Source organism: Roseateles sp. (assembly GCF_031397715.1).
Taxonomy (GTDB): domain Bacteria; phylum Pseudomonadota; class Gammaproteobacteria; order Burkholderiales; family Burkholderiaceae_C; genus Paucibacter_A.
In genome coordinates this window covers 1-5,631 of sequence record NZ_JANNMI010000313.1, presented here as the reverse complement: position 1 = coordinate 5,631, position 5,631 = coordinate 1, and the positions used below count along the sequence as shown (strand labels likewise).

The following is a 5,631-nucleotide window of genomic DNA, read 5'->3' as shown; positions in this document are numbered from 1 at the left end:
GCTGCTTTTGGAGACCGCCGCTGAAGCAGCAGCAGCGCCGGCCCCGGTTGTCGCTGCTGCTGCACCGGCCCCTGCTGCTGCGCCAGTCGCTGCTGCGGCGCCCGCAGCCAGCGCGCTGGTCGAGGTCTTCGTGCCCGACATTGGCGACTTCGAGTCGGTCGCGGTGATTGAAGTGTTTGTGAAAGTCGGCGACACCATCAAGATCGAGCAAAGCCTGATCACGGTCGAGAGCGACAAGGCCTCGATGGAGATTCCGTCTTCGCATGCCGGCGTGATCAAGGAATTCAAGATCAAGCTCGGCGACAAGGTGGCCAAGGGTTCGTTGCTGGCGATCGTGGAAGTGAAGAGCAGCGCTGCCGCCGCAGCTGCCGCGCCCGCCGCCGCGCCTGCTCCCGCCGCTGCAGTGGCAGCACCCGCTGCATTAGCAACGACTGCAGTCGTGGCAGCCGTAGCCGCTCATGAGCCGACCGCCATCAACACCAAGCTGCCACACGCGTCGCCGAGCATCCGCCGTCAAGCGCGTGAGTTAGGTGTGCCGCTGAACGAGGTCAAGGGCAGCGGCCCGCATGGCCGCATCCAAGAGATCGATCTGCAAGGTTTTGTGAAGTCGGTGATGGTCGGTGCCGTGCAGACCCTGGCGCAAAAAGCATCCGCACCTGCCGCCTCGGCAGCAGCCACCGGCGGCGCCTTCCCCGGCTTGCTGGCTTGGCCGAAGGTGGATTTCGAGAAGTTCGGCGCGATAGAGCGCAAGGACATGTCGCGCATCAAGAAGATCAGCGGTGCCAATCTGCACCGCAACTGGGTCGTGATCCCGCATGTCTGTAACCATGACGATGCAGACATCACCGAGCTCGAAGCCTTCCGCGTGCAGACCAACAAGGAGAACGAGAAGAACCCGGCCGCCGTCAAGGTGACGATGCTGGCCTTCATGATCAAGGCGGCCGTGGCGGCCTTGAAGAAGTTCCCCGAGTTCAACTCATCGCTGGACGGTGATCAGCTGGTGCTGAAGAGTTACTACCACATCGGTTTTGCGGCCGACACGCCGAACGGTCTGGTGGTGCCGGTGATCAAGGACGCCGACAAAAAAGGCATCTTCCAGATCAGCCAGGAAATGGGCGAGCTGGCCAAGAAGGGCCGCGACGGCAAGCTCGGGCCTGCCGACATGAGCGGCGGCTGCTTCACCATCAGCAGCTTGGGCGGCATCGGCGGGCGCTACTTCACCCCCATCATCAATGCGCCCGAAGTGGCCATCATGGGTGTGTGCAAGAGCCAGATCGAGCCGAAGTGGGACGGCAAGGCTTTCGCACCGCGTTTGATGTTGCCGCTCTCGCTGAGTTGGGATCACCGGGTGATTGATGGCGCGGCTGCGGCGCGCTTCAATGTGTACTTTGCATCCTTGCTGGCGGACTTCCGTCGCATCGTTCTCTGATCGGGGCTGAACATGGCATTGATTAACGTAGTGGTCCCCGACATTGGTGACTTCAAGGATGTGGCCATCATCGAGCTGCTGGTCAAGCCCGGCGACACGGTGGCGGCCGAGCAAAGCCTGATCACGGTCGAAAGCGACAAGGCCTCGATGGAGATCCCTTGTTCGCACGCCGGTGTGGTCAAGGAGATCAAGGTGTCGCTGGGCGAGAAGATCAATCAGGGCACGCTGTTGCTGACCTTGGAAAGCGCCGAGGCTTCGGCTGCTGCACCAGCACCAGCACCAGCACCAGTGGCTGCAGCCGCTGCACCCGTCGTCGTCGCACCAAGCGCCGCTGCAGCCTATGCCGGCAGCGCCGACCTCAGCTGCGATTTGCTCGTGCTGGGCGCCGGCCCCGGCGGCTATTCGGCCGCCTTCCGCGCCGCCGATCTTGGCTTGACGGTCATTGTGGTTGAGCGTTATGCCCAACTCGGCGGCGTCTGCCTGAATGTCGGCTGCATCCCGTCCAAGGCGCTGCTGCATGTGGCGGCGGTGATGGACGAAGTCGCGCATCTGGGGGACTTGGGCGTCGAGTTCGGCGCGCCGACCATCAGCGTCGACAAGCTGCGCAGCCACAAGGAAAAGGTGATTGGAAAATTGACCGGCGGCCTGGCTGCAATGGCCAAGATGCGCAAGGTCACGGTCGTGCGCGGCTATGGCTCTTTCATTGACGCCAACCATGTGGAAGTCGCAGAAACCAGCGGCGAGGCGCAAGCCAAGACTGGCGCCAAGAAGACCGTGTACTTCAAACAAGCCATCATCGCGGCTGGCTCGCAAGCGGTGCGTCTGCCGTTCTTGCCTGATGACGAGCGAATTGTTGATTCCACCGGTGCGCTTGAATTGAAGGGCACGCCGAAGAAGATGTTGATCATCGGCGGCGGCATCATCGGCCTGGAAATGGGCACCGTCTACTCGACCCTGGGTGTGCGCCTGGACGTGGTCGAAATGCTCGACGGCCTGATGCAAGGCGCCGACCGTGACTTGGTCAAGGTCTGGCAAAAATTGAATGCCAAGCGTTTCGACAACATCATGTTGAAGACCAAGACGGTCGGTGCCGAGGCCACGGCGGACGGCATCAAGGTGCAGTTCGAGACGCTGGACGGGGTCAAGAGCGAAGGCGTTTACGACCTGGTGCTGCAAGCCGTCGGCCGCACACCGAACGGCAAAAAGGTCGCCGCCGAGAAGGCCGGCGTGGCGGTGACCGACCGTGGCTTCATCAATGTCGACCTGCAGATGCGCACCAATGTGCCGCACATCTTCGCCATCGGCGACGTGGTGGGCCAGCCGATGTTGGCGCACAAGGCGGTGCACGAGGCCCATGTGGCGGCCGAAGTGGCGGCCGGCATTGTGCTGGGTGATGCAACGTTAGCCAAGAGCCAGTTCGACGCCCGCGTGATCCCAAGCGTGGCCTACACCGACCCCGAAGTGGCGTGGGTCGGTTTGACCGAAGACCAGGCCAAGGCCCAAGGCATCAAGGTCAAGAAGGGCTTGTTCCCCTGGACGGCGTCGGGCCGCGCCATCGCCAACGGCCGCGACGAAGGCTTCACCAAGCTGTTGTTCGATGATTCACCGGAGGCCCACGGCCACGGCAGAATTCTCGGCGGCGGCATCGTCGGGACGCATGCCGGCGACATGATCGGCGAGATCGCCCTGGCCATCGAGATGGGCGCGAACGCGGTGGACATCGGCAAGACGATTCATCCGCATCCGACGCTGGGCGAGTCGATCGGCATGGCGGCCGAGGTGGCGCATGGCTCTTGTACCGATCTGCCGCCGACGCGCAAATAGCATTTTCCAATCCAGCGATGAGCCTGAAGCCGGCGCAAGACGGAGTAATGGCTTACGCCGGTTGATCGGAAAGGGAATCGGTTTGACAGCGATAGGGTGATGAGTCCATGGCTGCGGTTTGCTGATGTGTTTCTGGCCAAGTTGAGTCAGCGCGAGTCGTGGCCGGCGCTGCAGGCCAAGGAGGCTGAACACCAAGCCTAGGCCAGCAATACTGCATTTATCCGCCCGGTGAACTGGTTTGTCTGGCGAGCGGCGAGAAGGGCGCGGTGGTCCGGCGTGGCGCCCGCATGCAGACGCCCGTGGTCGCGACGCTGACCGACCAGGGCTTGGCGGGCTGGGTGCCCTCGCAGCGTTGTTGCGTGGCCAAGGGCTTTGACGCTCGGGCATCCGCCCTTCTCTGGGGTCAGGCCTTGCCTTGGCTCGCCACCGCTGCTGCGGCTTTTGCCGCGGCCTCGGCGTCGCCGAGGTAATAGCTCTTGATCGGCTTCAGGTCGGCGTCCAGTTCATAGACCAGCGGGATGCCGTTGGGGATGTTGACGCCGACGATATCGTTGTCACCGATATTGTCCAGATACTTGACCAAGGCGCGGATGCTGTTGCCGTGGGCGGCGATCACGACCCGGCGGCCCAGCTTGATGGCCGGCGCCACCGAGTCGTTCCAGAACGGCATCACCCGCTCGACCGTGTCTTTCAGACATTCGGTGAGCGGGATGTCGAGCGGATTCATCTTGGCATAGCGGATGTCGCTGCGCTCGCTGCGCACATCGTTGGCCTCCAGCGGCGGCGGCGGCGTGTCGTAGGAGCGACGCCACACCAGCAGCTGCGCGTCGCCATATTGTTTGGCGATGTCGGCCTTGTTCATACCCTGCAGGGACCCGTAGTGGCGCTCATTCAGGCGCCAACTGTGGACCACCGGCAACCAGGTGCGGTCCATTTGATCCAGGCAATGCCACAGCGTCCAAACCGCGCGCTTGAGCATCGAGGTGTAAGTGACATCGAAGTCCAGCCCCGCCTCTTTCAGCAGACGGCCGGCCTGTTTGGCCTGTTCCACGCCGGTGGGGGTCAGGTCTACATCGGTCCAGCCGGTGAAACGATTTTCGAGGTTCCAGGTCGATTCGCCGTGGCGAATGAGCACGAGTTTGTACATGGAATGTGATCTTCAGAGTGGCCGCCCAAGTGGGCTGCTGCGGATTCTATCGGTGTGCTTGCCCCCGCTTTTCGAGCGATTGAATCGAAATAAGAGTTACAGAATATTTGTGTTGGGTCGATAAGTGACTCAGTGTCGTGGGCGGCCGTCGCGCATCCTTGGTGCGATGGCCCGTGTGTTTATACAAAAGGAGACTTTATGAAGAGACTGACTTTCGGGCGCTTGACGCCTTTGGCGCTGGCCGTCTTGGGCTTTGCCGCTCATGCGCAAGAGCAGGCTGCGGCCGACTCTATTTTTTCACTCTCAGGCTTCGGCACGGTCGGCGCGGTCGGCACCGATACCAGTGAGGCTCGCTATGTGATCTCCGGTCAACCGCGTGGCGCGACCAAATCCTGGAGCGGTGACGTGGACACCAAACTCGGCGTGCAGGTCAATGCCAAGTTGAACAAGATGTTCTCGGCCACCATGCAAGTCTTGTCCAAACAGAATGGCGACGGCAGCTACAAGCCCGAACTGGAGTGGGCCTTCGCCAAGGCGCAGTTCAGCCCGTCGGTGTCAGCTCGTTTGGGCCGGATGGGCGCGCCGTTCTTTGCGGTGTCGGATTTCCGTGACGTCGGCTATGCCAATACTTGGTTGCGGCCGCCGCAGGATGTGTACGGGCAGGTGCCTGTCAGTCACTTTGATGGTGGCGACGTCAGCTACCAGACCAATCTCGGTTCGGCGACATTGAATTTGCAAGCTTATGCCGGCAAGTCCAAAGCCGTGTTCGAGGGTGTCGACATCGAGATGGACAAGCTGGTCGGCTTCAATGCGTCGGTGGAGTTGGAAGGGGGCATCACCCTGCGTGCCGGCCATATGCAGAGCGATCTGACGGTGAAAAGCGCTTCGCTGAATCAGTTGGTGGGAATCCTGCGCATGGTGCCGGTGCCTGGCGCTGCGGCGGCCGGCAACCAAATAGATGCGACCGACAAGAAGGCTACCTTTACCGGCTTCGGCATCACGCTGGACCGGGATAACTGGCTGGCCATGGCCGAATACACGATGCGCCGGACCGAGTCCTATGTGCCGGATACCGATGGTTGGTATGTGACGCTGGGCTATCGCTTGGGTGCACCTTGGCCTGTGCGGTATGACGAATAATATAGAGCTGCTGAGGTAGTTCTTTCAGAAGGTGTTTTTCTTCTTTTTCAAACATCATTTTTCGACTGTAATCTTTTCCTTTAAAGTTCCA

General features: G+C 61.4%; 4 protein-coding genes. 3 read left to right on the top strand and 1 reads right to left on the bottom strand.

What is annotated here, in order from left to right; genetic code table 11:
- Positions 1-1,429 (top strand): dihydrolipoyllysine-residue acetyltransferase (gene aceF, locus RMO57_RS13595; RefSeq protein ID WP_310387443.1); only part of this gene is annotated, 1,429 nt, incomplete at its 5' end.
- A 12-nt stretch (positions 1,430-1,441) separates the two neighbouring features.
- Complete coding sequence (gene lpdA, locus RMO57_RS13590) at positions 1,442-3,253, top strand: dihydrolipoyl dehydrogenase (protein ID WP_310387442.1); 1,812 nt, start codon at positions 1,442-1,444, stop codon at positions 3,251-3,253.
- Positions 3,254-3,656: 403 nt separating this feature from the next.
- On the opposite strand, the gene gpmA is transcribed toward lpdA, so the two are convergent.
- Positions 3,657-4,400, bottom strand: a complete 744-nt coding sequence (gene gpmA, locus RMO57_RS13585; protein ID WP_310387440.1) for a 2,3-diphosphoglycerate-dependent phosphoglycerate mutase — start codon at positions 4,398-4,400, stop codon at positions 3,657-3,659.
- A gap of 198 nt (positions 4,401-4,598) precedes the next feature.
- Between gpmA and RMO57_RS13580 the strand changes: the two genes are divergently transcribed.
- The gene (locus RMO57_RS13580; protein ID WP_310387438.1) at positions 4,599-5,540 is read left to right on the top strand and encodes a porin; all 942 of its coding nucleotides are present in this window, start codon (positions 4,599-4,601) and stop codon (positions 5,538-5,540) included.
- Positions 5,541-5,631: the final 91 nt, after the last annotated feature.